The 25794-nt window shown below is 36.9% G+C and carries 16 protein-coding genes; 13 read left to right on the forward strand and 3 right to left on the reverse strand.

Annotation, left to right across the window (positions count from 1 at the left end):
* The first annotated feature begins 533 nt into the window (after positions 1-533).
* The 7 genes from ACST15_RS11970 (at position 534) to ACST15_RS12000 (ending at position 9049) form a co-directional block, all read left to right on the forward strand.
* Entirely contained in the window at positions 534-743 is a 210-nt protein-coding gene (locus tag ACST15_RS11970; RefSeq protein ID WP_459454895.1) for a response regulator transcription factor, read from the forward strand.
* Between the two features lie 46 nt (positions 744-789).
* A complete protein-coding gene (locus ACST15_RS11975) occupies positions 790-1170 on the forward strand; it encodes a hypothetical protein (RefSeq protein WP_459454896.1) in 381 nt (126 codons plus the stop codon).
* Between the two features lie 90 nt (positions 1171-1260).
* On the forward strand, positions 1261-2019 hold the full coding sequence (locus ACST15_RS11980; RefSeq protein ID WP_459454897.1) for a GLPGLI family protein: 759 nt from the start codon (positions 1261-1263) through the stop codon (positions 2017-2019).
* Between the two features lie 41 nt (positions 2020-2060).
* Positions 2061-4637 (forward strand): hypothetical protein, encoded by a 2577-nt coding sequence (locus tag ACST15_RS11985; RefSeq protein WP_459454898.1) that lies wholly within the window; start codon positions 2061-2063, stop codon positions 4635-4637.
* Positions 4638-5327: 690 nt separating this feature from the next.
* Positions 5328-6341 carry a hypothetical protein gene (locus tag ACST15_RS11990; protein WP_459454899.1) on the forward strand — a complete coding sequence of 338 codons (1014 nt, stop codon included), beginning with the start codon at positions 5328-5330 and terminating at the stop codon, positions 6339-6341.
* Entirely contained in the window at positions 6304-6744 is a 441-nt protein-coding gene (locus ACST15_RS11995; RefSeq protein ID WP_459454900.1) for a MauE/DoxX family redox-associated membrane protein, read from the forward strand. Before ACST15_RS11990 ends, ACST15_RS11995 begins: the two co-directional genes overlap by 38 nt.
* Positions 6716-9049 (forward strand): outer membrane beta-barrel protein, encoded by a 2334-nt coding sequence (locus ACST15_RS12000; protein WP_459454901.1) that lies wholly within the window; start codon positions 6716-6718, stop codon positions 9047-9049. The genes ACST15_RS11995 and ACST15_RS12000 overlap by 29 nt, the downstream gene beginning before the upstream one ends.
* Positions 9050-9179: 130 nt before the next feature.
* Here ACST15_RS12000 and pruA read toward each other — a convergent pair whose 3' ends face one another.
* Together pruA and ACST15_RS12010 are read right to left on the reverse strand one after the other, a co-directional pair.
* A complete protein-coding gene (pruA, locus tag ACST15_RS12005) occupies positions 9180-10805 on the reverse strand; it encodes an L-glutamate gamma-semialdehyde dehydrogenase (protein WP_459454902.1) in 1626 nt (541 codons plus the stop codon).
* A gap of 49 nt (positions 10806-10854) precedes the next feature.
* The gene (locus ACST15_RS12010; RefSeq protein ID WP_459454903.1) at positions 10855-11571 is read right to left on the reverse strand and encodes a ComEA family DNA-binding protein; all 717 of its coding nucleotides are present in this window, start codon (positions 11569-11571) and stop codon (positions 10855-10857) included.
* Between the two features lie 287 nt (positions 11572-11858).
* Here ACST15_RS12010 and rpoB point away from each other — a divergent pair, with 287 nt between their 5' ends.
* Entirely contained in the window at positions 11859-15734 is a 3876-nt protein-coding gene (gene rpoB, locus ACST15_RS12015; RefSeq protein WP_459454904.1) for a DNA-directed RNA polymerase subunit beta, read from the forward strand.
* Between the two features lie 61 nt (positions 15735-15795).
* On the forward strand, positions 15796-20124 hold the full coding sequence (rpoC, locus tag ACST15_RS12020) for a DNA-directed RNA polymerase subunit beta' (protein WP_459454905.1): 4329 nt from the start codon (positions 15796-15798) through the stop codon (positions 20122-20124).
* Between the two features lie 240 nt (positions 20125-20364).
* On the opposite strand, the gene ACST15_RS12025 is transcribed toward rpoC, so the two are convergent.
* Entirely contained in the window at positions 20365-20544 is a 180-nt protein-coding gene (locus ACST15_RS12025; RefSeq protein WP_459454906.1) for a hypothetical protein, read from the reverse strand.
* A gap of 714 nt (positions 20545-21258) precedes the next feature.
* On the opposite strand from ACST15_RS12025, the gene ACST15_RS12030 reads away from it, so the two are divergent.
* The 4 genes from ACST15_RS12030 to ACST15_RS12045 all read left to right on the forward strand — a co-directional run bounded on the left by ACST15_RS12030 (position 21259) and on the right by ACST15_RS12045 (position 25793).
* The gene (locus tag ACST15_RS12030; protein WP_459454907.1) at positions 21259-21582 is read left to right on the forward strand and encodes a DUF3467 domain-containing protein; all 324 of its coding nucleotides are present in this window, start codon (positions 21259-21261) and stop codon (positions 21580-21582) included.
* Between the two features lie 108 nt (positions 21583-21690).
* Positions 21691-23151 (forward strand): tagaturonate reductase, encoded by a 1461-nt coding sequence (locus ACST15_RS12035; protein WP_459454908.1) that lies wholly within the window; start codon positions 21691-21693, stop codon positions 23149-23151.
* Positions 23152-23375: 224 nt separating this feature from the next.
* The gene (gene uxaC, locus ACST15_RS12040; RefSeq protein WP_459454909.1) at positions 23376-24779 is read left to right on the forward strand and encodes a glucuronate isomerase; all 1404 of its coding nucleotides are present in this window, start codon (positions 23376-23378) and stop codon (positions 24777-24779) included.
* Between the two features lie 3 nt (positions 24780-24782).
* The gene (locus ACST15_RS12045; RefSeq protein WP_459454910.1) at positions 24783-25793 is read left to right on the forward strand and encodes a PfkB family carbohydrate kinase; all 1011 of its coding nucleotides are present in this window, start codon (positions 24783-24785) and stop codon (positions 25791-25793) included.
* Position 25794: the final 1 nt, after the last annotated feature.

The raw sequence follows: 25794 nt of genomic DNA on the forward strand, positions 1-25794 counted from the left end.
TTAGGCCTGCCGCTAGCGTTCATCCTGAGCCAGGATCAAACTCTCCATTGTAAATAATCTTTGGATGTTTGACTTTGCTCTTACTATTAAAATAAGAATTGTCATTATCCTTGTCTTGAATGCTATTTTTCTCTTCATAACCACTTTAAATGATTATGAACTTTTTCCTTTTATCAACACGTCAAAGAACTCTTTGTACTCAAGTTACCTACTCGCTTAAAAAAACTTAGACAAAAAAATTTGAACTCTTTTAAGTTCGCCTCTTTTTTTATCATCTACTTTATAAGCCTTTGGCCTTTCATACTTCGAACGACTGCCGTTGTAGTCGCTAAATCGGAGTGCAAAGATGTAGGTTTATTTTCCTTATTCCAAATCTAGATTCAAAAAAAATTCACTTTTATTGTCAAAGCCCCGATAATTCACTGAAAATCAAGTCGAAAAAATCCAAAGAAAATTTATCCCTCTAGACCTATTCCGTAATTTTTAATAATATTGACTCCAGAAAATACACTAACCCTAATCTATCATTCATCATGTCAAAGAATATCCAACAAGAGATTTTTACTCTCCGTGAACAAGCTATTATTACCCTGATTCAACAAGGACTAACATCTCAAGAGATTGCTCAAGATCTAGACATCTCTCTTCATACCACTAAAAAACATCGAGAAAACATTGCCCGAAAGATCGGTAGTCATGGCAAAATAGAATTCAGAAAAATCATTCGAAATATCAAAATGTAGCTTGGCAGAGGTTCTACCCCAGGCCTTAAAGTAAATTATCAACTTCTTGATTAAAGTAGGACTTCTTTCCCTACTATTCTCTTTTATTTTTCCAGCAGCTTTACACCATGTTTGCAAACATTGGTATTGCCCGAAAAACCAGAAAAGAGTAGGGATTGAAAAATTTATATCCATTCAAATGAACTTGACAAGAAATTACACAAAACTTTCAAAAGTATTGGCTGCTACAATTCTTATTGGGCTTACAGGCATATCCGCCAAATCCAATGGTACTAGTTTACATTTTACTAAATGTTGTACTGCCACCATAAAGCTTGAAAATAGGGAGAGTACAATATCTGTTACAAAATGTAGAACTACACTTATTGATGCTTGTGATGCTGCTTATAGAGAAGCACGAAAAGCCGCAATAGCTCTGGGGGAATAATTTACGAAAATGATGATTATCAGGGTAATCCTTTTTGATGATTATCCTGATAATGTTAATGAACAAATAATATTTTAATTCTAAATGAAAATGAGAACATTAGTCATAACTCTATTTTTCACCATTCTAATTGGAATAAAATGTCTAGCACAAAATTCAGAAATAAATATAGTTTATCAACTATTCAAAAACGGTGATATTATCCATTTCGATGTAAAAATATTGGATGATTTTTCAACTTATAAAGTTCAAGAAACAAAAGAAAATACCCCAAATGATTTTGTAATGAAAGTCACGACTCCAGGAAGTTACATCTTTGAAAAAATTAAAAAAGAAAATAAACTCTATTATTCTGAGCCAATCATGACAAAACGCTTTTATGTAGTTGATTCATTACATCCGATGAAATGGAGAATAAATAAGGAAATAAAATCAATTCTTGGCTATCCTTGTCAAAAGGCTCAAACACATTTCAGAGGTAGAGACTACATTGCCTATTTTACAAAAAAAATACCCGTAAATAATGGTCCATATAAGTTTGGGGGATTACCTGGATTAATTCTTGAAGTATATTCAACAGATGGAGAAATTAAATTTTTGACGAAAAGCATCAATTTTTCGAAAAACACAATTACCCATGTTCCCTCATATACAAAGTATTATGGTAAATACATTTCTCACCAAGATTTTGTTTCAACATATATAACTACTTGGAAAAACATTATTGCCAAGCTCAAATCAAGGGCTGAAGAGCATGTTCCTGGAGATGAAGACTACATCAAAAGCCATGAAATTGAAATCAAATATCCCGCATTACAGTTGGGAAGGGGAATAAATTTAAACGAATAGGTCATTATAATCGGATAATCAACCTGACTAAAATGCCTAACATGGGTAATTCATCCACAACATTTTTGGGGTTCCTCGGAATTGTATTTATAGGTATATCATTCACTTGTCCTGCACAAAATCCGAAAATAAATGCTAAAGTTTTGGATGGTAGAACAGGTAAAATGATACATCAGGGTATCGCTATCGTTGAGGATTCACTTGAAAACCACATTACTTTCACTCAAATAGAAAATGGATTTCTTTCTATTGAAATTCCTAGGAATATAAGTATGTGGTTGACGGTTAATTCCATAGGATATCAAAGCTATCGACAATATTTCCAACCTACTGAGGTAATCATGAACACCCATGTGATTTACCTACAAGCAGACACTACGTATCTGTTGGAAGAGGTTTTTGTAAAAGCAAAACCTATTTATCAAAATCAAGACACATTAACATACAAGGTTCAAGCACTCAAACTTCCCGGTGATCAAAAAATTGAAGATTTACTTAAGAGGTTGCCTGGAATTACGGTGGATGAATATTCAGGCAAAATAAAATACAAAAACAAAAGAATACAGACGGTGCTATTAGATGGGGAAAACTTGTTAGATCAAAATTATAGCCTAGCCACTAAAAACATTGCCATTGATGATATTGATGAAGTTCAAGCCATTGAACATTTTACCGAGAATTCAATCATTAATAGCTTGGGGAGCTCTGAGGAGGTCGCCATAAATTTAAAATTTAAGAAAAAATTTACCTTTTCAAATTCCAGTAGTATGGATGCAGGAATCATGGAAAGCTCAGTCAATGCACTTCAAATTAAAAATAACACATTGATTAGTACCCCCAAAATCAAAAGTATCTTCAATGGCTCATTTAACAATATCGGAAATAATAACACTAGCATAGAATTTTCTAATGTTAATTCTGATAACCCCGCCTACTCTTTTCTACCTGAAAAATTAATTCCCTTTAGTTCATCCTTTTTAAATTCGGATTTACAAAAAACGAATCGAAATAATCAACTTCAATTAGACTTCAATTCAATCTTTAAACTTCATAATAAGTTTAAAATTAAGGTAAACAGCGCTAGGTTAAAAGATAAATATTCCATTATCCAAGAAAACGTTAGTTCGATTAACTTGCCAAATCAATCCTTTAGCATATCTGATAATCGCCTTGAAAAAACCTTATCGGATTATTGGTTAAATTCTATTTATTCCAAATATCAAGCTTCTACAAGTTTAATTATTGAGTGGAAATACCAATATACCGATGCAACACTTCTGAATTCAACGGAACAAGTGATTAATTCAGCTATAGACTTTAACTCAAATCAAAATTTTCAACAGAGGGACCAATTAGCTGATGTTATTATCACTTCCAAAATAGGCCAAAATTCTGCTTTCATATATACCTTTCAAAGCCTCATTAATACCAATGATTATGATTTGAATTACTTATATAAGTTATCAAACCCAGTAGATAAATTTCAACTTATCAATCATCGGAACCATTTGACAAAAAACACAATTCAGTTGATACACGTTTTTATTCCTAAAATTTTAATTGCTGAAACTAAATTAGATGTAAATCAACTTAAGCAGACTATACTCAATTTCAGACCATCCAATTATTTCGAAAAATCCATTAATCTGTCTCAAACCTTAAAAGGTAAGCTTTCCAATCTGGAATATAATTTCTCCGTCAATCATGAAGAAAATAGAATAGAAAATAATGAGCACGTAAATAATTCCTCAAGGTTCAACTACTCATTTAAAACAAGTTTTCCGTTTTTAGGTCAATTTATAGAATATAGAAACTCAAAATCTAATAAATCAAACTACCGTAATTACATTTTAACCGATAGTGTTTTTTTAAATAGTCGATTTATTCGGCTTGATTCAAATCTAACCAATATCCCAATTTTACATACTCAGTCCATTAGCTTAGGGAATAACATTCAACATAATCTATACTATAATTTCAGTTATAGTCATTCCAAGCTGAACGGAGATTATTACCAGTCACAAGAAATTTCTGATTTGAATATTATACAAAAAAACATTTGGCTAGATCTTGCAAATGAAATGACCAATACTAAGCTTGAGGTAAACTATTTTGTCCAACCTCTTACCATTAATTTGAAAAGTATAGTTGAGGTCTCCGCCTATCGATTTCCTAATATCATTAACAATTCCCAACCAAGAATCAATCAATCTTCAACTTTTCATCTTGGAATGGGGTTCTCCACTGGTTTTTTAAAAGGTTTTTCCATCCAAAATATTTTTCATTCCTATTATAATGTAATTGAGAACAATAGCTCTTTGTTTGAAAATTTTACTTACCGAAACCAATTCCAATTATTCTTTCGATTAAAAAAACTAGCCTATCGATTTGATTGGCAATCTTTGCAATACAGCACTAATGCAGATCCATTGCATTTTTTGGATTTTTCAATTCTCTACCGTCCAGAAAAATTACCTTGGTCAATCACGCTTAGAGGAAATAACTTATTGAACTATACTCAAAAAACATTCGTCACCTTGTCGGACTACGCCACTTCTTCATATAGTAATCCACTATTGGGCAGGTCGATTCTACTCTCGATAGCATACAGCCTATAAACTAGAAAAAAAATAAAGCAGGCTTAAGACATAAAGCTTATTTCAAAGTCAAATCAAGCCTAATTCAATAGATCATAATTATCAACTTCTTGGATAAAATAGGACTTCTTTCCCTATAAAATACTTTTTGAGGTCCATTAGCTTTACATCAAGTTTGCAAGCCTTGGTGTCTCCCGAAAAACCAGAAAAGAGTAGGGGAAAAATTAATTTTTTTAAAAAAATGGAAATACATGAAAAAAAAATCGTTGCCATTCTTTCCCTAATGACCCTGACATTAGGTATGTCAATAACACTAAAAGGCCACGAAGAGACCGTTGCAACATGCAAAAAGGCAAATCAAACTTGTATGATAACGATTAGCCATGGAGAAGAAACTAAATACCCTGGATTATTAACAATTTAAATTCTTCAAAAAATACCTAATCTTTTAAATCTTATAACAATGAACAATTCTAAATTTCTAAAACTATCACTTCCAATTCTGAGTGTAATTATTCTAGGATGCATATTTACAAATGATGTTCGAGGTAAAGAAACACCTAATGCTAGTTGCAAAAAAGCAAATCAAGTTTGCATGGATTTACCATTTCCATATCCTGACCCTAATGGGATACTTGTTATTGTACTAGATTAAATAAATAAGAATGCTAGTCTCAAATGAACTAGCATTCTTTTCCAAAATAAATCCCAATGAAGTTTAAACGAATTTTAGCCGCTATTGTATCTGTCATTGTAATTATATTAGGTTATAGTTTACATCATTATTTAAAAACTAAAAAAACAGACTTCCTGTCCAATGGAGGCTTCAATAGAAACTATTTGCCAATTCAATCTGAATTGAAATTAGTTGCACCATCATTAGAAACATTATACCGATTTAGCCATTCAAGCAATACTAACTTCGCTATTGGATATTGCGACAAATCATTAGTTAAAATCACTTTTGAAAATGGTCTTTTAAAATTCACTCCAATTAACAATCTTCCTATATTCTCCAATTGTGAATACTTTGGCGATGACATAAACGAGAATATATACGTTCAAAATGTAAATAATGTAATTACTACAAGTGTAAAACTATTCCATGGGTTTGATAAACGGATAATAAGTAAAAAAGAGCAACTTGAAAAAGGCATTGAACCGGTAATTTTCAGAAACAATGAAATAATATGTGCGAGATTTCCAAAAGGGAAATGGCAATTCCGATTTCAAAATATCAGAAATCCAGTCGAAAATAATTTGAACTTTTTTAAGCTAATTGATCAAGGATCAATTAAACATTTCCCCTCTAACAACACATTTATTTACGTTTCTTTATTCACAAATGAAATAATTGAATTTGATTCAACATTCAATCTAATTCGCCAAGCAAAAACAATTGATACTATTAAATTAAAACCCAAAGCTAAGGAGATCAACAATAGCTTGATATTTTCATCTCCTCCAAGAGTCACAAATTATGATTTCTTCATTTCGAAAAAACAGTTATTTGTTCGATCTATCGTCAAGTCAAACCAAGAATCAGATTTTAAGAAAAAAATAGTTTTTGATATTTATGATATCAATAAAAGATTCAAGTATATCGGCTCTTTTTTCCTTAAGCACGAGAATGAAGATTATCCAACAGACATGCATCTACTAAATAATAACAATTTACTACTTCTATATGAAAACAGAATCGAAGTATTTAACATCACGATATAGCTCTATATTCCAGACAATTACCATTTTTTTTGATTTTTCAATTTACTTCTATTCAGGAGTAGATAAACTTGTTCATTTTGATCAGTTTATTATAAATTTTGGAAGGTCTCCATTTGCACCAACCAAGTTCTTATCTGAAACTGGAGCCATTGTTGTCATAATTGAAATAGGATTATCAATGTTGCTATTTATAAAAAGAGCTCGAAAAATAACTTTATTTTTTTTAGCCGGCTTATCGTTGATATTCACCATCTACATCTTACTTATGATAACTTACTCTCCTTCCCTTCCCTGCTCATGTGGAGGAATTGTGAGTTTTCTAAATTGGAACGAACACCTAGTACTAACAATATACCTAACCGCTAGTTCATTTTATGCAGCAATTATCCACGAAAACAATTAAATGTATTTTTCTAACTCTTTGCTTTCTCCAATTAACTTGTCAAGAAATTTTTGGACAAATTTCAATTCAAAAAAAGCACCAAGAATTGGAGTTCCGAATACTTGACTCACTTAATATGCATCCGATTCCATTTATGCAGTTTTTGATTAAGGAATTTAACCCCATAGGAGATTCTTTACGAAAAACTGGCATAACAAATGAAGCCGGTTTTGCCCAAATATCAATTACAAATTCCTCGAAAATCTATTTTGAAAGCATTTTATATTCAAAACACAGTGTTTTAACTAATGACTTAAAGACTGGAATTGTAAATAATATCTTACTAATTCCACTTAAAAATGAACTTAAAGAAATTGTAGTTAACGATCGACCACTCTATGGTGTAAATAAAATAGAATTTCGTGTTAAGAAAATCCACAAATCGCAAGCTCCCATAATACAGAATTTTCTTAAAACAATAAATGGAATAAGCCTACAATCAAGCGATGATAAATATCTTGGTAAAATCATTGTCTTTTACTTAGATGGAATAAAAATCGAATCAAAAATAATTAAGGAATCTGCGATAGAATCTTTTGAAAAACTTGAAATAATTAGTGCTTCAGATGGAGAATATTGGATGAAACCTTCTGAAGTAATCTTTAATTTCATATCGAAAAAACCTAAAACCCCTACTTTAGGTATACAAACAAATACTGAATTAGCAATTCTTTTTCCTTATTCAAGTCAAAATCTAGGCATTTACTATTTGGGGAAAAGATCTAGTTTTAGAGTTTCTACACTCCTTTATTCCTATGGTCAAAATGTTCAGAATAACTTAAATCAAGAAATTAACCAAATTAAATCACATTCTAAACAACTGCTTGAGACTACAACTACTCCAAATTTCAATACATTCATTTTCAACTATAACCTTGATAGCTTGACTACCATTTCATTCCACTTTGGATATCAAAATATTCACAATTCCCAAAATAGTAATTTCACTTTCAGCCCTTTGATTTCAGAAAGCTTAGACCAATTACAATCCGAAAGCAATAGACTGTATAATAAATCAAAAATTAGTAATTTGATATTGTTAAAACGTCAAAATCATAAATTATTTATCAGATATGATTACGGCAATTCTAATATCAAAAATCAATATCTTGATCCTAATGAATTAAATCAGGCCACCTATGAAAAATCAAATTCAACCTATATCAATTATGCAAATAGATTACAATTATCTAAACTCACTAAACTAAATACGACACTTTCTTGGGAAAATAAGAATTCTAATACCCAGTATAATTTCCAAAATGACAATTCGGTAGCATCATATTTTAATTCAAATTTTATTGGCCTAAGATCCATATTCGCCACTTCACTTAAAAATATTTCAATATTAATAGGAGGGCGATTAGATTTGATTAACCAAGAATTTGAGTCAAATTCGGCTAAATACCGTCACAAAAATAAGGTGAGATTTTTGCCAACTTTATCACTTCAATATGAATCTGAAAAGATTGGAAACTTTAATTTCAGTATAAACTCTGACTATATTTTGCCAGATATCAGCCAACTGGCTAGCTTTTCTAGAAGAATAGATCCATTTAAAAGTATAATGGGCAATAATATGTTAGATACTGAGAATAATATTGATCTAAGTCTAACACATATGATCAATATAAATCAACTTGAACTGTCTACCGAATTAGGATATCAAGAATCTGATAACCAATTAGGCTATTCTCCTTACAGAATTGAAAAAAATCAACTCATTTATAGTTATACCAATCTAGGAAAATCTAAAAATATGTCTTTCCAAATAAGTTCAAGTCTAGCATTAAGCAAATCCATAACTTGTCAGGTAAATTTGGCACAAAAATTTGCTCAATTCTATTTGAATCCAATTTGGGATTATTCAAATTTTAATTCTAATTGGTTACCTATTTTTTCTATTTCAAATTCGTGGGACTATCAAATATCAAGTAGATTTAGTGCTTCGCTAAATATGTATTTTGATAATTATTCATATGAATTCTTTGAAACCAAACAATATTTTTTACCTAATGCAGGTTTGACATTTAATGGTTCAATGGGGAGAGATTGGAATTTTTCAATGGTTTGGAATACCATATTTGCGAATGCAAATTTAGAAAAAACACATACGTCTCAACAGAATTACATATCAAACTCAAGCATAATTACGAATTATCGTTATGTTTCTATTTCCATCCAAAAATCATTTGGAAAAAAACAGAACAATGTACCAGAAAGTAGTACAGCTGATGAAGTTAAACGAAAATTCAAGACCATTTAAAAACTGAATTTTCAATTCACTCATCTATCCATGTAAATCATCAACTAATTGATATTGAATCCTAAACAAAAAATCGAAGCCAAATAGATTTACCAATTTGACTTCGATTTTTATTTTGAACTAAAAACACCTACCCCAAAAACGGATATCGAAAATCCGTCGGGGAAGAAAACACTTCTTTCACTGTTCTTGGAGAAACCCAACGCAATAAGTTCAAATAAGAACCTGCTTTATCATTTGTTCCAGAGGCTCTAGCCCCACCAAACGGCTGCTGACCAACTACCGCTCCCGTACATTTATCATTCAAATATAAATTTCCTGCTGCATGCTCCAAGACTTTAGCTGCCTCTGACAAAGCATAGGCATCTTGCGAGAATATTGCACCTGTTAATGCATAAGCCGAAGTTTGATCAACCAACTCTAAGGTATCTTTCCATTTTTCATCTGGATAAACATAAATCGTCAATACTGGCCCGAAAATCTCCTCTTCCATGGTGCGATAACGTGGATTACTCGTCAATAGGACGGTCGGCTCCACAAAATACCCCCGACTAGCATCAAAGCCTCCTCCTGCAATCAATTCTACTTCCGATGATTTTTTAGCTTCAATGATATAGGATGTAATCTTATCAAATGCTTTTTGATCAATGACTGCATTCACAAAATTGCCAAAATCCTCTGTCCCTCCTACTTTAATCTGGGCTAGTTCAGATTGCAACTCGCTTTTCACGGCTGACCATAAGGATGCTGGCACATAAGCTCTAGAAGCAGCTGAGCATTTTTGACCTTGATATTCAAATGCTCCACGAATCAATCCTGTCACTAAGGCCTTTACATCTGCTGAAGGATGAGCCACTACAAAATCTTTGCCTCCCGTTTCTCCCACAATCCTCGGATATGATTTATATTTAGCGATATTATTTCCTATATTCTGCCAAATGGTCTGAAACACTTTCGTAGAACCTGTAAAGTGGATACCCGCAAATTCCCGGTGGGAAAATACAACCTCCCCTGCTTCGGGTCCATCGGCAAAAACTAAATTAATAACACCCGCCGGCAATCCTGCTTCTTCTAATATTTGCATCAATAAGGCTGCAGAATAAATTTGCTGAGGGGCTGGTTTCCAAACTACTGTATTCCCCATCATGGCTGGAGCTGCTGGTAAATTACCCGCAATAGCCGTAAAATTGAAGGGCGTCAAGGCATATACAAAACCCTCTAAAGGTCTATATTCTAATCGGTTCCAAACTCCTGGTGAAGAAATCGGTTGATCTGCATAAATTTGAGCTGCATAATGGGCATTAAAGCGTAGAAAATCTACCCATTCACAAGCAGCATCTATTTCTGCCTGGTAAGCATTTTTTGATTGACCCAACATGGTTCTGGCATTCAATTCCATGCGGTATTTGTTGGCCGACAAATCAGCGGCCTTTAAAAAGATGGAAACGCGCTCTTGCCAAGTCAATGCTGCCCATGCTTTTTTAGCAGATAAAGCTGATTCAATGGCATCTGAAATTTCCTTTTTTCCTCCTTCGTAAAAATATCCTAAAATATGCTGGTGATCATGTGGACAAGTCATGGCTACTTTCTTAGCTCCTTGAACCGACTTCCCATGAATACGCATCGGAACCTCAACTTGCGTATTACGCAGATTTTGAAGCGTATCTTGTAATCTTTGACGCTCAGCACTACCTACTGCGTAGGCGTATATGGGCTCATTTGTAGGCTGGGGGACTCTAAAAAAACCAGTTGACATATCTTTATATAGTGAAGTGTAAATTTCAAACAAAAGTACAGCATATTTTTCAAGGTTCAAATGAAAGATAAGGACTAAGCTTTTGCCATACGACTTCATCTAGTTGTTGAACCTTTTTCAAATCTGCCCAATTTTGAAAAGGTCCATGTTGCTTGCGGTAGTTCAAAACCAAATTCGCTTGCCGGTACGGTAAATAAGGATGTCTAAATTCCTTCCATTCCGCCCTATTAATCAGCAAATATCGATAAACACCTTTCCCTAGTTGAAAGTGCTTTTGATGCTCATTGACCCAGCTACTATCCAAGCCATAAATTTCCTTCAATTGGGAAACTTGATAAAATCCCCCCAATTTTTCCCGGTAAGCAATGATTCTTTTGGCAAAGGCCGGACCTATCCCTGGCAAGGCAATCCATGCTAAAGAATCCGCTTCGTTGATATCGATTTGCCAATTTTGTTTTTTTTCTTTTTTGAATTCATGAGGGTAATCCATATTTGAAAAGCTAGAAAATTTATTTATTGGAAAAGTGGAGAATTGCTTCTTTTTAGAATAGGATACTTGATTTGCTTTTTCCATTTCAATCAAGGTTTTTGTCCAATAGGTCGGTTGAAAGGTTGCCATGACTTGTTGCCGACTAGCATATTCAATCCAGCGAGCGGTCAAATCCGCCAGGACTAAACAAATGAATAGACATAGCGTTCCTAGCATTTCGGACCTAGTCATGCCTAATATGAAGCGTAGGTAGTAATGAACTTTATTTTTCCACATGAAACTGATCATCATTTTGGCAAGAATAGTATTTTTTTGTGGAGGCTTCTAGCTAAGCTATTGTTTATTAGAAAATTATCAGTAATTTTGCAGGCTATTTTAGGATTAAAGCCCTCTGGGCAAATCCGAAGAGTGGTTCCGAAACAACTTTTCTTTTCGTAGGGAAATGGTCAAGGGACACCACTTCTTTTCATCTACGAGGCGTTCAGCTTGATTAATCTCTTCCAAATGGAGGAGAATTTGTGCCCCTAGGGCCATTATTCACATTAATTAAAACGTATAAAGCCTTGAGTAACATCACTGCCACCGGAAGACACAGCTTTGCGAAAACGCAGAGTGTGATCAATTATCCAGATTTTCTGGATATCCAAATCCAATCCTTCCAAGATTTCTTCCAGCTTGAAACTGCAGCTGAAAATCGCACGGACGAGGGTTTATTTAAAGTATTTGCTGAAAATTTTCCAATCGCGGATTCGCGTGAAAATTTCGTTCTTTCCTTTGTTGATTACTCAGTAGATCCACCGAAATATTCGGTAGATGAGTGTATTGACCGTGGATTAACCTATTCAGTGCCTTTAAAAGCCAAGTTGCGATTGATCTGTAATGACACAGACAACGAAGATTTCCAAACCATCGAACAAGAGGTTTTCTTGGGAAATATTCCGTACATGACAGAACGTGGGTCCTTTGTGATCAACGGAGCTGAGCGTGTTATTGTATCGCAATTACACCGTTCACCAGGGGTATTCTTCGCGCAATCGAAGCATACGAATGGAACGAAGTTGTATTCGGCTCGTATTATTCCATTCAAGGGTTCTTGGATTGAATTTGCTACGGACGTAAACAACGTCATGTATGCTTACATTGACCGTAAGAAAAAGTTTCCTGTAACAGTATTGCTTCGTGCCATTGGTTACGGAAATGACAAAGACATCTTAGATTTATTTGGTTTAGCTGAAGAAATCAAAGTTGATAAAAAAATCATCAAAGGTATCGTCGGTCGTCGTTTGGCTGCAAGGGTTCTAAAAACTTGGCAAGAAGACTTCGTAGATGAGGATACAGGTGAAGTAGTTTCAATTGACCGTAATGAAATCTTGATCGAGCGTGATACGGTTATTACGGAGAATGAAGTAGAAACGATTTTAGAATCAGGTTCTTCTACCGTTATTCTACATAAAGATGATGTGAACGTTTCAGACTATAACATCATTTATAACACATTACAAAAAGATACTTCCAACTCTGAAAAAGAGGCTGTAGAGGTTATTTATAAGCAATTACGTAACACGGATGCACCGGATGAGCAAACTGCTCGTGACATCATCCAAAACTTATTCTTCTCTGACAAGCGTTATGATTTAGGAGAGGTTGGTCGTTACCGTATCAATAAAAAGTTAGGCCATGACATCCCAATGGATGTGAAGGTATTAACGAAGGAAGATATTATTTCTATCGTGAAGTATTTGATCGGATTGATCAACTCTCGTGCGGTAGTCGATGATATTGACCACTTATCAAACCGTCGTGTTCGTACCGTAGGTGAGCAATTATATGCTCAGTTCGGAGTGGGTCTTGCTCGTATGGCTCGTACCATCAAGGAGCGTATGAACGTACGTGATAACGAAGATTTCAAACCTGTTGATTTGATCAACGCTCGTACTTTATCTTCGGTTATCAACTCATTCTTTGGAACCAATCAGCTTTCTCAGTTCATGGATCAAACAAATCCATTGGCTGAGATTACGCACAAAAGACGTATGTCTGCCCTAGGGCCAGGCGGTCTTTCTCGTGAAAGAGCTGGTTTTGAGGTTCGTGACGTTCACTACACGCACTACGGTCGTTTGTGTACCATTGAAACTCCCGAGGGACCTAACATTGGTTTGATTTCCTCACTTTGCGTTCACGCTAAAGTGAATTCCATGGGCTTTATTGAAACTCCTTACCGTGTCATTGATGGCGGAAAAGTGGATGTAAGTAGCCATGTTCAGTATTTGACTGCTGAGGAGGAAGATGGCAAGAACATTGTTCAAGCTAATGCTCCTATTGATATTAAGTCAGGTAAATTCTTATCTGATCGTGTTAAGGCTCGTTTTGAGGGTGACTTCCCATTGGTTAATCCATCCGAAGCACAATTCATGGACGTAGCTCCTAACCAGATTGTTTCGGTAGCTGCTTCTATGATTCCATTCTTGGAGCATGATGATGCTAACCGTGCCTTGATGGGATCTAACATGCAACGTCAAGCGGTACCTTTATTAAGACCAGAAGCTCCGATTGTAGGAACTGGTTTAGAGCACCGTGTGGCCATTGACTCAAGAACTTTAGTAGTAGCTGAAGGAGATGGTGTTATTGAATATGTAGATGCATTGAAGATTGTAGTAAATTATGATCAAACGGAAGATGAAAAAGTCATCAGTTTTGATGGTTCTTCTAAAACCTACAAATTGATCAAGTTCCGTAGAACGAACCAAGATACCACGATCAACTTGAAGCCAATTGTTTTCAAAGGAGAGCGCGTTACGAAAGGACAAGCACTTTGCGAAGGATATGCGACTCAAGGAGGAGAATTAGCTTTAGGACGTAACATGAAAGTGGCATTTATGCCATGGCAAGGTTACAACTTTGAAGATGCGATCGTAATCTCAGAGAAAGTAGTTCGTGATGATATCTTTACTTCGATTCACATTGAAGAGTTTGAATTAGAGGTACGTGATACAAAACGTGGTGAAGAAGAATTAACTTCTGAAATCCCGAACGTATCGGAAGAGACTGTTCGTAACTTGGATGAAAACGGCGTTGTTCGTGTAGGATCTGAAGTTAAAGAAGGTGATATTTTAATTGGTAAGATTACTCCTAAAGGAGAATCAGACCCAACTCCAGAGGAAAAATTATTACGTGCCATCTTTGGTGACAAAGCAGGTGATGTGAAAGATGCTTCTAAGAAAGCACCTCCATCATTAAAAGGTGTGGTAATCGACACGAAGTTATTCTCTCGTCCTAAGAAGGATAAAGAAGAGCGTGAGAAGTCGAAAGCGGAGTTGAAAAAAGTGATGAAGCAGTACGGCAAAGATTTATTAGACATTCGTCGTATCATGATTGACAAGACAGTAGCCTTGTTAAATGGTAAAACATCTAATGGAATCAAGCACAAATTCGGAACAGTGATTGTTGAGAAGGGTGTTAAATTCAGTGCTAAAAACATTGAAGAATTATTATTCCCTGACAAGAACTTGTATCGCGATGAGAGCACATATGCAGTACCAGAGGAAGCTAATTTACTGTCTGATTTGATCGTAGAAGAAGCTACTGCTGATGCAGAATTAAATGCTCGCTTCTTACAATTGATCAAGAACTATAACATTCGTCGTAATGAAATCGCTGGTCGATTCAAGCGTGAGCGTTTCGTGTTAGAAGTAGGTGATGAATTACCTGCAGGTATCGTGAAATTGGCGAAAGTATATGTAGCTAAGAAACGTAAGTTGAAAGTAGGAGATAAAATGGCGGGTCGTCACGGTAATAAGGGTGTTGTAGCTCGTATTGTACGTGAGGAAGACATGCCATTCTTGGAAGATGGAACGCCAGTAGATATCGTATTGAATCCACTAGGAGTACCTTCTCGTATGAACTTAGGTCAGATTTACGAAACGGTATTAGGTTGGGCTGGACAAAAATTAGGTAAGCGCTATGCGACACCAATCTTTGACGGTGGAACTGAGGCTGAAGTAGCTGCTGAGTTGACTCTAGCTGGTTTACCAGATTGGGGCCGTACGTATTTATACAATGGTTTGACGGGTGATAAATTTGATCAACCAGTAACAGTAGGTATCATTTACATGCTGAAATTGGGCCACTTAGTGGATGATAAGATGCACGCTCGTTCGATTGGACCATACTCATTGATTACGCAACAACCATTGGGTGGTAAAGCTCAATTCGGAGGTCAGCGTTTCGGTGAGATGGAGGTATGGGCGCTTGAGGCCTTCGGAGCAGCGAATATCTTGCAAGAGATTTTGACTGTTAAATCCGATGACGTTATCGGCCGTGCTAAAGCATACGAAGCCATCGTAAAAGGTGAAAATATGCCAAAACCAAATATTCCAGAGTCATTCAATGTATTGATTCATGAATTACGTGGTTTAGCATTAGAAATCACCCTAGAGTAAACATACATAGGGCTGACAACAGCCCTTAACTAACATCATTTTCCAAAAAAATTAAACGAAAATGTCATTTAAAAAGACTAGAAAGCTGAATAGCGACTTCCAAAAGGTGACCATTTCATTGGCCTCCCCTGAGTCGATCTTAGAAGGTTCAAATGGTGAAGTAACCCAACCGGAAACCATCAACTATAGAACGTACAAGCCTGAAATGGGTGGATTGTTCTGTGAGAGAATCTTTGGACCTACCAAAGATTGGGAATGTCACTGTGGAAAATATAAGCGTATTCGTTACAAGGGCATCATTTGCGACCGCTGTGGTGTTGAGGTAACTGAGAAAAAAGTACGTCGTGAGCGTATGGGCCACATCGAATTGGTGGTTCCAGTAGCGCATATTTGGTACTTCCGTAGCTTACCCAACAAAATTGGTTACATGCTTGGATTATCAACTAAGAAATTAGATCAAGTTATCTATTATGAAAGATACGTGGTTGTTCAAGCCGGTATGTATGCTGAAGAAGGAAAGATAGGTTCTCAATACCTTGATTTCTTAACTGAAGACGAATACCTGGATATCTTGGATAAGTTACCTCGTGAGAATCAACATTTGCCGGATGAAGATCCGCAGAAATTCATCGCGAAGATGGGTGCTGATGCCTTGAACATGTTGTTATCACGCATCAACTTAGACGAATTATCAGCAGACTTACGTCACTCGGCAGATACTGAATCTTCACAACAGCGTAAGGCGGAAGCTTTAAAGCGTTTGAAGGTTGTTGAAGCATTCCGTGAATCAGTTGGCCGTATTGATAACCGTCCAGAATGGATGATCATCAAAATGGTTCCAGTTATTCCACCAGAATTGCGTCCATTAGTGCCATTGGATGGAGGTCGTTTCGCGACTTCAGATTTGAACGATTTATACCGTCGTGTAATCATCCGTAATAACCGTTTGAAGCGTTTGATCGAGATCAAAGCTCCAGAAGTTATTTTACGTAATGAGAAGCGTATGTTACAAGAGGCTGTTGACTCCTTGTTTGACAACTCTCGTAAAGTCAATGCGGTTCGTTCAGAAGGTAACCGTGCTTTGAAATCCCTTTCAGATATGTTGAAAGGAAAGCAAGGTCGTTTCCGTCAAAACTTATTAGGAAAGCGTGTTGACTACTCAGGTCGTTCGGTAATTGTGGTTGGACCAGAATTAAAAATGCATGAGTGTGGTCTTCCAAAAGACATGGCAGCTGAGTTATTCAAGCCATTTGTTATCCGTAAGTTGATCGAACGTGGTATTGTTAAAACAGTTAAATCTGCGAAGAAAATCGTTGATCGCAAAGATCCAGTGGTTTGGGATATTTTGGAAAATGTCATGAAGGGTCACCCGGTATTATTAAACCGTGCTCCTACTTTGCACCGTTTGGGTATCCAAGCGTTCCAACCTAAATTAATTGAAGGAAAAGCGATTCAATTACACCCATTGACCTGTACGGCATTTAACGCCGACTTTGATGGTGACCAGATGGCGGTTCACGTTCCACTAGGACATGAAGCGATTTTGGAAGCCTCTTTGTTGATGTTAGCCTCTCATAACATCCTTAACCCTGCGAATGGAGCACCTATCACGGTACCTTCACAAGATATGGTTCTTGGATTATATTATGTAACGAAGGGAAGAAAATCGACCGAAACGCATAAAGTAGATGGTGAAGGCCGTCGTTTCTATGGTTTTGAAGAAGTGGTGATTGCTTTGAACGAAAAGAAATTATCTAAACATGCGAACATCGTGGTAAAAGCGAATGTACGTAAGGAAGATGGTTCTTTAGTAAGTGAAATGGTTGAGACAGTAGCGGGTCGCGTATTGTTCAACCTTTGCGTACCAGAGCAAGTAGGTTACATTAATGAATTGTTGACTAAGAAGAAATTGCAGCAAATCATTTCTCAAGTTCACAAGATTTGTGGAATGGCTCGTACTGCGCAGTTCTTGGATGATATCAAAGATTTAGGATTCCAACAAGCCTTCCACGGCGGATTGTCGATGGGTATTGGTGACGTTCAAATTCCAGAGGAGAAAGCACATTTAGTGAAGAAAGCTCAGGAAGATGTACAAGCAGTTTGGGATAACTACTTAATGGGTTTAATCACGGATAACGAGCGTTACAATGCTGTTATTGATATCTGGACAAAAGTGAACTCGAAAATTACCGAGACATTGATGAAGCAGATGGAAGAGGATAACCAAGGATTCAATGCGATCTATATGATGATGCACTCTGGAGCCCGTGGTTCTCGTGAGCAAATCCGTCAGTTGGGTGGTATGCGTGGTTTGATGGCTAAGCCACAGAAGAACTTACAAGGTTCGGTAGGTGAAATCATCGAAAACCCAATCCTTTCTAACTTTAAAGAAGGTCTAGACGTATTAGAGTACTTCATTTCAACTCACGGTGCGCGTAAAGGTTTGGCAGATACTGCCTTGAAAACAGCCGATGCGGGTTATTTGACTCGTCGTTTACATGACGTAGCACAAGATGTGATTGTGAATGAAGAAGATTGCGGTACCTTACGTGGTATTCAGGTATTCCCATTGAAAGATAATGAGGAGATCATTGAGCCATTATCAGAGCGTATCTTGGGTCGTGTGTCAGTACATGATGTATATGATCCTATCAGCAATGAATTGATTGTAGCTTCTGGTGATGAAATCACGGAAATTGCAGCTAACAAAATAGATGAAACAGCGATTGAATCCGTTGAGATTCGTTCGGTATTAACTTGTGAAACTAGAAATGGGGTTTGTGCGAAATGTTACGGACGTAACTTAGCTACAGGCCACATGGTGGGTCAAGGTGAAGCTGTTGGTGTGATTGCATCTCAGTCGATCGGTGAGCCAGGTACACAATTAACATTACGTACATTCCACGTGGGTGGTACTGCTCAAAACGTTTCCTTAGATGCTAGCGTAAAAGCTAAGTTTGACGGGGTGATTAATTTTGAAGAGGTTCGTACAGTAAGTTCAACTGATTCAGAAGGAAATCCAGTAGAAATCGTTATGGGTCGTTCAGGTGAGGTTCAGATTATCAACCCGGCTAACAAGCAGTTGTTGATTTCTAGCAATATCCCTTACGGTTCTGTGATTCGCGTGAAAGATGGTCAAACCATCAAGAAAGGTGAAGAGATTTGTGCATGGGATCCTTACAATGCGGTAATCTTATCTGAAGCTGAAGGTAAAGTGGTGTTTGAATCGATTGAGGAGAACAATACGTACAAAGAAGAAGCTGATGAGCAAACAGGCTTACGTGAGAAGGTAATTATCGAATCGAAAGATAAGACGAAGAACCCATCCGTATTGGTTGTGGCTAAAGGCAAAGAAGACTTGGTATATAACGTTCCAGTAGGTGCTCGTTTGGCGATTGATGAAGGAGACAAAATCAAAGCTGGACAGATCATCGCGAAGATTCCACGTGCAGCGGGTAAAACTCGTGACATTACGGGAGGTCTTCCACGTGTTACTGAGTTATTTGAGGCGCGTAACCCATCTAACCCGGCGGTAGTTTCGGAGATTGACGGTGTTATTTCATATGGTATCATCAAGCGTGGTAACCGTGAGATTATTGTTACTCCAAAAGAAGGAACAGAGCGTAAGTACTTGGTGCCATTGACTAAGTTTATCTTGGTACAAAACAATGACTTCGTACGTGCTGGAACGCCATTATCTGACGGAGCTATAACGCCATCGGATATCTTATCAATCAAAGGACCAACAGCGGTACAAGAATACTTAGTAAATGAAATCCAAGATGTATACCGCTTACAAGGGGTAAAAATCAACGATAAGCATATTGAGTGTATCGTTCGTCAAATGATGCAGAAAGTTGAAATTCTTGATCCAGGTGATACCCAGTTCTTACAGGGCCAAAACGTAGATCGTTTTGCATTCCGTGAGGAGAATGACCAGATTATGGACAAGAAAGTCATTACGGATGCAGGTGATTCAGATAAGTATAAGCCAGGTATGATTATCTCTGCTCGTGCTTTACGCGATGAAAACTCTTCATTGAAGCGTAGAGACATGAAAGTGATGAAAGTACGTGATGCTCACGCGGCAGTATCTTCTGCTAATTTGCAAGGTATTACGCAAGCATCCTTGGGAACTGAATCATTCATCTCGGCGGCTTCCTTCCAGGAAACTACGAAGGTATTGTCTGAGGCTTCGATTCGTGCGAAACAAGATACATTGGATGGCTTGAAGGAGAATGTGATTGTTGGACACTTGATTCCTGCGGGAACGGGAGTTCGCAGATACAAGGACTTCATTGTTACTCCAGTAGATGAGTTAAAACAATTAGAAGCCAAAGTAGCAGCTAGCGAAGCGGAAGTTGCCACTAAGGTTTCAGTTGAAAACTAGTCTAATTTAGAATTAATCAAAAGCCCCTTCAGGAAACTGAGGGGGCTTTTTTTATGATAATGAAATTTTAGTGGGAGAAAATTTAATTTTCTATAGTAAAATATAAAAAATACCACCACAAAAACCCAAATGGCCTTGAAAACCAAAGAAATATCCCATAGCATATAATCACTACCGTAGCCCAGCGGGACTTTTGAAAAATCAGCGGGTAGCGATCATTTTCTACCACCATGATGATAATTAAATGGAGAATAAAATCGCCAAGGCTACTAAGACATAGCGCGTATCTACCCAAAAATAAGTGAAGGGTATCCAATCCAAAGTCTTGATAAAATCTACTAAGGTGCCCATGCAAGACACCAACACGATAAAGAAATTCATGTACCAAGAGGTCCAACGAAAGCGAAGTAAATTTTCCATAAGTTTTCCTTTTAAAGTAAACTCAGCACTATTCCCGCCAAGTGTAATGAATTCTTTTCCATCGCTTCTGTTCATTTCCTTTAACCTTATTGGATTTTTTACCAATAATTAAATATCCAGACTGGTGTATGATTGGATTAATAAAATCAAGTCTTTCCTCCCTTTTATTGATTTTAAAATTCATCAAGGGGCTTGGGAGCAGCAACTTTCTTGAATGAGCTGTACTATCCGAAAAATAAAAAAACAGGACTAGCGTAATGATGATTATATCCAAAACCCCAAAAGTATTCTTTCCCATTATCTGTTGCTTGTAAACACGTAAATCTTACCTTCCATCAACTCTTTTTTTATCTCTTTGTATTTGAGGGCAATCAAGAGTGCCATGCACGTAAATGCGACGATAAGTAATTTTCCAATGAAATTTTTCATGTGATTAAAGGTTAGGCTGTAAATCAAAAAACTGCTTAAAAAAATTCTGCATTAAATAGTTGAACAAATTTGTCTATTTGCTGATGAAAGTTTCTTGCGAAAAAGCAAGAAATGAGATTTACATGAACGAATATCAATTATATGATATAAATAGGAAGGCACTTGCTTAGCTTTTTAAACTTAAATTACATTGGCATATATCAATCAAATTATACTAGGTAAAAGATGCTTATACGCACATTATTCCTAATAATTCTTTAAATTTAAGCTTCCTATTTTAATGCTATGAAAAATCCCAATCCAGAAGAAAATCAGTTGAACATTGAATTACCAGAAGAAATTGCTGAAGGAGCTTATGTTAACCTGGCGCTGATAGCTCATTCTCCTTCAGAATTTGTCATGGACTTTATTCGTATTTTGCCTGGTATTCCGAAAGGAAAGGTGAAGTCCCGGATCGTCATGTCCCCTGATCATGCTCAACGTTTATTGATGGCTCTTCAGGAAAATATTCAACGCTATGAAGAGGCATTTGGTCCCATTGCTAAGGATTTAGATAACCCTGGTTTTCAATTTCCGATGAACTATAATGGCCCCATAGGCGAAGCGTAAACGTTTGCGGAATCATTCCTTTAAAATAGAGCTTAAATTTTCTACATCTATTGGGTAAATACCCCTACTTTTCTGCTTTAGAAAGGTATATTAACCTTTTTTATATTAATGGCCATGCCCATTCTCAACCAACAATTAGTCAGTCAAGGAGCAATTAGTACACAGCTTCCCCTGCAATATCCCTCTCCGGAAGTATTTAGCTATCCAGAGAAAATTCTTCAATTTGGAACAGGTGTTCTGTTGCGTGGTCTATGCGATTACTTCGTTGATAAAGCCAATCGAAATGGCGTTTTTAAAGGGCGTGTTGTTTTGGTAAAATCAACCTCAAAAGGAGGAGCGGATGCTTTCGAAGCACAAGATGGATTGTTTACACATTGTATCAAAGGAATTGATGAAGGGAAAGAAGTGGAAGAATATTTGATTAATTCTTCTATTTCCCGAACATTGACCGCCTCTAAAGAATGGGATGCCATTGTGGCCTGCGCTAGCAGTCCTGATATGCAAATTATCATTTCCAATACCACGGAAGTTGGTATACAATATGTTGCCGGTGATGCTATCTCAGGTGGCTGTCCTAGCTCTTTCCCTGCTAAATTATTAGCCTTCCTTTATGCTCGTTGGCAGCATTTTGGCGGCACTAAAGAATCAGGCATGGTGATTATTCCCACTGAATTAATCATCAACAATGGTGATGTATTGAAAGATATTGTCCTAAAACTAGCCCAGGACCATCAGCTTCCTGAAGAATTCATGCAATGGATTCAAAGTGCCAACCATTTTTGTAATTCATTAGTCGATCGCATTGTGCCTGGAGCTCCTGATGCAGCTACAAGCTCAGCTATCTGTGAACAATTAGGCTATCAAGATTCCTTAGTTATTATCTCTGAGGTGTATCGTTTATGGGCTATTCAAGGTGGAGCAGAAGTTAAAAAAATCTTAGGTTTTGCTTCGGCAGATGCAGGAGTGGTAATTGCTGAGGACATAGAAATTTACCGCGAATTAAAACTTCGCCTGTTGAACGGTACCCATACCCTCATGTGTGGAATGTCTTACCTCTTAGGATTCCGTTTGGTGAAAGATGTAATGAGCAATTCCTATTTGAGCAAATTGGTCATGAACCTAATGCTGACCGAATTGGCACACTCCATTCCCTACAAAATGGATTTTAAAATAGCCGATCGCTTTGGGCGTTCTGTTTTGGACCGTTTTAAGAATCCGTTCATCAACCATAAGTTGATTGATATTACGGTTCAGTATACCACCAAAATGAGAATGCGTAATATTCCATTATTGGTCAATTATTACCAAATATTTGGCAAAGCACCTGAACTTTTTGCCATGGGTTTTGCTGCCTATTTACAGTTCATGCATGCAGTAAAAGTAGAGGATGGTAAATATTTTGGAGAATGTAATGGGGAGTTTTATCCGATCCAATGCGACTATGCCGCTTATTTTTTCGAGGCATGGAAGGACTTAAATCTAACAACATTATTGGCAGATGAGAAAATCTGGGGGCATAATTTAAGTGCTTTGCCAGGCTTTGAAGATGCGGTGAAGAAATATTTATAAGGAAGAATGTAGAATGAAGAATGAAGAATGAAGAATGTAGAATGTAGAATGAAGAATGTAGAATGTAGAATGTAGAATGTAGAATGTAGAATGTAGAATGAAGGATTAAGGTATCTGGGATTGGGGAATTCGGTTGGGTTACTAGAAAAATGCTTCTACGAAAGTAAAGTTCCACCCAAAAAATTCTACATTCTACATTCTACATTCTACCATAATTAATTAGTATGAAAGCTTTTTTAAACGAAGATTTTTTATTGCAGTCGAGCACGGCGCAAACATTATACCATCAATATGCGGCACAAATGCCCATCATTGATTACCATAACCATTTGGTTCCGCAGCAAATAGCAGAAGACAAGCAATTTGATAATATCACGCAAATCTGGCTATATGGTGACCATTATAAATGGAGAGCCATGCGGGCACATGGGGTAAATGAACGCTACATCACGGGAGACGCAAGTGATGAAGAAAAATTCATGAAATGGGCTGAAACAGTTCCCTATACCATGCGTAACCCTCTATATCATTGGACTCACTTGGAACTACAACGCTATTTTGGTGTGACGGAAGTCTTGAATGCTGAATCGGGAAAGCGTATTTATGATCATTGTTCTGCCCTGTTACGCAGTAAAGAATATTCGGTTCGCAATCTCTTGAGAAAAATGAATGTGAAGGCACTTTGTACGACTGATGATCCCATCGATAATTTAGCCTATCATCAAGCCATTGCGGCGAGTGGTTTCGAAATTAAAGTATTACCTACTTTCCGCCCAGATAAAGCCATGGCAGTGGATGATGAATTAAGTTTCATTGAATACATCAATGCCCTAAGTGAGGTCACCGGCAAAGCAATTAATCACCTACAAGATTTCAAAGATGCAATTCAAGAACGCCACGATTTCTTCCATTCAGTAGGCTGCCGTTTGAGTGATCATGGCCTAGAACATATCTATGCAGAAGACTATACAGAAGAAGAAATAGAATTGATATTTACCCGCCTGCATTCGGGTAAAACCATCAATAAAAAAGAGAAATGGCAGTTTAAGTCAGCCATGCTGGTGTTTTTTGCACATTTAGATCATGCCAAAGGATGGACACAGCAGTTTCATTTGGGTGCCTTACGAAATAATAATAACCGACTTTTAAGTAGTTTAGGGCCTGATACAGGTTTTGATTCCATCGGGGATTTTGAACAAGCTAAATCTTTGTCGAAATTTTTAAATACCCTGGATACCACCAATCAACTGGCCAAAACTATTTTATACAACTTGAATCCAAGAGATAATGAATTGTTTGCGACCATGACGGGGAATTTCCAAGATGGAACGATTGTCGGGAAGATCCAATTCGGTTCAGGTTGGTGGTTTTTAGATCAAAAAGACGGCATGGAAAAGCAAATCAATGCTTTGTCGAATATGGGATTGTTAAGTCATTTTGTAGGTATGCTTACGGATTCTCGCAGTTTCCTTTCATTCCCAAGACATGAGTATTTTAGAAGAATACTTTGTAATTTGTTAGGTCAAGATGTAGAAAATGGCGAATTGCCAGCAGATATGGATTGGTTAGGCAAATTGGTGAAAGACATTTCTTATATCAATGCCTCCCAGTTTTTTAATTTTGAATAAAGCATGAAAAAAGTAGTTACGTTTGGAGAAATCATGGGGCGACTAAGTCCTCCAGGATATGGGAGAATAGTACAGGCGCAATCGCTGAACTTAACCTTTGGCGGTGGAGAGGCAAATGTTTCTGCGGCTTTGGCGCATTTGGGAATACCCGCTGCCCATGTGACCAGATTTCCAGATCACGAAATGGGCCACGCTGCCACTTCCTATTTCAGAAAAGTAGGGGTTGATATGCAGTATGTTCAATATGGTGGTAATCGTTTGGGATTGTATTTCACGGAATTTGGAGCAGCGATGCGCCCAAGTAAAGTGGTTTATGACCGAGCAGATTCCTCCTTCGCTCACCTTGATCCTAAAGAATTTAATTGGAAAGAAATACTAAAAGAAGCCCAATGGTTCCATTGGACGGGCATTAGTCCTGCTATATCTGAATCAGCTGCACAGGCTTGTCGGGAAGCTATCAAGACGGCAAACGATTTAGGTATTACGGTTTCTGCCGACGTCAATTACCGTAAAAACTTATGGCAATATGGCAAAACAGTACAAGAAGTGATGCCTGATTTAATTGCAGGATGTGATATCATTGTTTGTGGAAAAGGGGATGCCGAAGACATTTTGAACATTGTTCCGGATGGCAGTACCAAAAGTGGTTGGGAGTCCATTTGTAAGCAAATCATGGCCAATTTTCCTCGAATTAAAAAGATTATCAATACAAAAAGAGGTCAAATTTCTGCCTCTCAAAATACCTTGTCGGCCGCTTCATACAACGGGAAACAAGTATTAAAATCAGAAACAGTAGAAATTAGTCAAATTGTAGATAGAATTGGCGGGGGAGATGCTTTTATGGCTGGGTACATTTATGGGAATTTAATCCTAAAAGATGAAGCTAAGTCATTGTCCTTTGCCGTAGCTGCTTCCGCATTAAAACACACCATTGAGGGGGATATTAATTTAGCCAACCTAGATGAAATAGAAACCGTCATGAAGGGAGACCTGACAGGACGACTAAAACGATAAC

It is taken from the genome of Aquirufa sp. Wall-65K1, assembly GCF_054558475.1.

What these genes read in the sequence shown, in the direction of transcription:
- ACST15_RS11980 (WP_459454897.1), top strand. Translation starts at nt 1,261, where the DNA reads ATGAGAACATTAGTCATAACTCTATTTTTCACCATTCTAATTGGAATA.
- pruA (WP_459454902.1), bottom strand. Translation starts at nt 10,805, where the DNA reads ATGTCAACTGGTTTTTTTAGAGTCCCCCAGCCTACAAATGAGCCCATA.
- ACST15_RS11995 (WP_459454900.1), top strand. Translation starts at nt 6,304, where the DNA reads ATGAAAACAGAATCGAAGTATTTAACATCACGATATAGCTCTATATTC.
- ACST15_RS12030 (WP_459454907.1), top strand. Translation starts at nt 21,259, where the DNA reads ATGAAAAATCCCAATCCAGAAGAAAATCAGTTGAACATTGAATTACCA.
- ACST15_RS12035 (WP_459454908.1), top strand. Translation starts at nt 21,691, where the DNA reads ATGGCCATGCCCATTCTCAACCAACAATTAGTCAGTCAAGGAGCAATT.
- ACST15_RS12010 (WP_459454903.1), bottom strand. Translation starts at nt 11,571, where the DNA reads ATGTGGAAAAATAAAGTTCATTACTACCTACGCTTCATATTAGGCATG.
- uxaC (WP_459454909.1), top strand. Translation starts at nt 23,376, where the DNA reads ATGAAAGCTTTTTTAAACGAAGATTTTTTATTGCAGTCGAGCACGGCG.
- ACST15_RS12025 (WP_459454906.1), bottom strand. Translation starts at nt 20,544, where the DNA reads ATGGAAAATTTACTTCGCTTTCGTTGGACCTCTTGGTACATGAATTTC.
- ACST15_RS12000 (WP_459454901.1), top strand. Translation starts at nt 6,716, where the DNA reads ATGCAGCAATTATCCACGAAAACAATTAAATGTATTTTTCTAACTCTT.
- ACST15_RS11970 (WP_459454895.1), top strand. Translation starts at nt 534, where the DNA reads ATGTCAAAGAATATCCAACAAGAGATTTTTACTCTCCGTGAACAAGCT.
- ACST15_RS11985 (WP_459454898.1), top strand. Translation starts at nt 2,061, where the DNA reads ATGGGTAATTCATCCACAACATTTTTGGGGTTCCTCGGAATTGTATTT.
- ACST15_RS12045 (WP_459454910.1), top strand. Translation starts at nt 24,783, where the DNA reads ATGAAAAAAGTAGTTACGTTTGGAGAAATCATGGGGCGACTAAGTCCT.
- ACST15_RS11990 (WP_459454899.1), top strand. Translation starts at nt 5,328, where the DNA reads ATGAAGTTTAAACGAATTTTAGCCGCTATTGTATCTGTCATTGTAATT.
- rpoC (WP_459454905.1), top strand. Translation starts at nt 15,796, where the DNA reads ATGTCATTTAAAAAGACTAGAAAGCTGAATAGCGACTTCCAAAAGGTG.